A 715-nucleotide genomic window follows, 5' to 3' on the forward strand; every position below is an offset into this window, starting at 1 on the left:
CGATATGGACAAAGCCTAACCCTCCAAGAAGCCCACCTAATACGTAACTCACCATAATCGTCAGTAATAAGTGAAATTTATCAACCATAGCCTTGTCTTGCCTATTTTTCTTTTTGCTAAACAGAGAAACAAGTATAGCGAGATCAGTGGTTAGCCCCGTTAAATGTGTTGTCTTAACGACCGAATTGGATATACTCGCGGTTAATCCATTCTGCAATCCCATAGCAAACAATAAAAATGCAACTAAATACTCAGTTTCCTGCAGAGAGTTTTCGTAGAAAAAATCCAAGTATATTCCGACATATAGAACGCTTAGGAATTCCAGTAAGATGGGTACAGCGTGAGCGAAATATTGACTCCATCTGCTTTTTCCGTGAATGATGAGAAAATTTGAAAGGAAACTACCAATAAAAAATGAAGATATCCAAAGCAAGACAACAGCACCTTGGTACCAGTTTCCCTTACTAATCTCCTGAGCGAATACAGCATAGTAGCCAGTAATGTTTGAGGTAAACGCAAAAAAGACGATTACTGAAGCTACGTTCAACATACCTGCAGAAAATGCAGTGAGGGCGCCCAGCTTCAAATTATCGCCAAGCGTACGGTGCGTACTATACTTCCTTAGCATATATTTCTTTTGTTTCCTTTTTATTGTCTCGTTCTAGAACGATTTCCATGATACCCTTTACCTGAAGATCAAAATTCAGGTGGAGAA

General features: G+C 39.2%; 1 protein-coding gene. It reads right to left on the minus strand.

Translation table 11 applies throughout. The features are described 5' to 3' along the window. Positions 1–628 (minus strand): YoaK family protein (locus HP439_RS19300; protein ID WP_172391934.1); only part of this gene is annotated, 628 nt, incomplete at its 3' end. Positions 629–715 lie beyond the last annotated feature (87 nt).

This window comes from Sphingobacterium shayense (genome assembly GCF_013179575.1).
Lineage (GTDB): Bacteria > Bacteroidota > Bacteroidia > Sphingobacteriales > Sphingobacteriaceae > Sphingobacterium > Sphingobacterium shayense.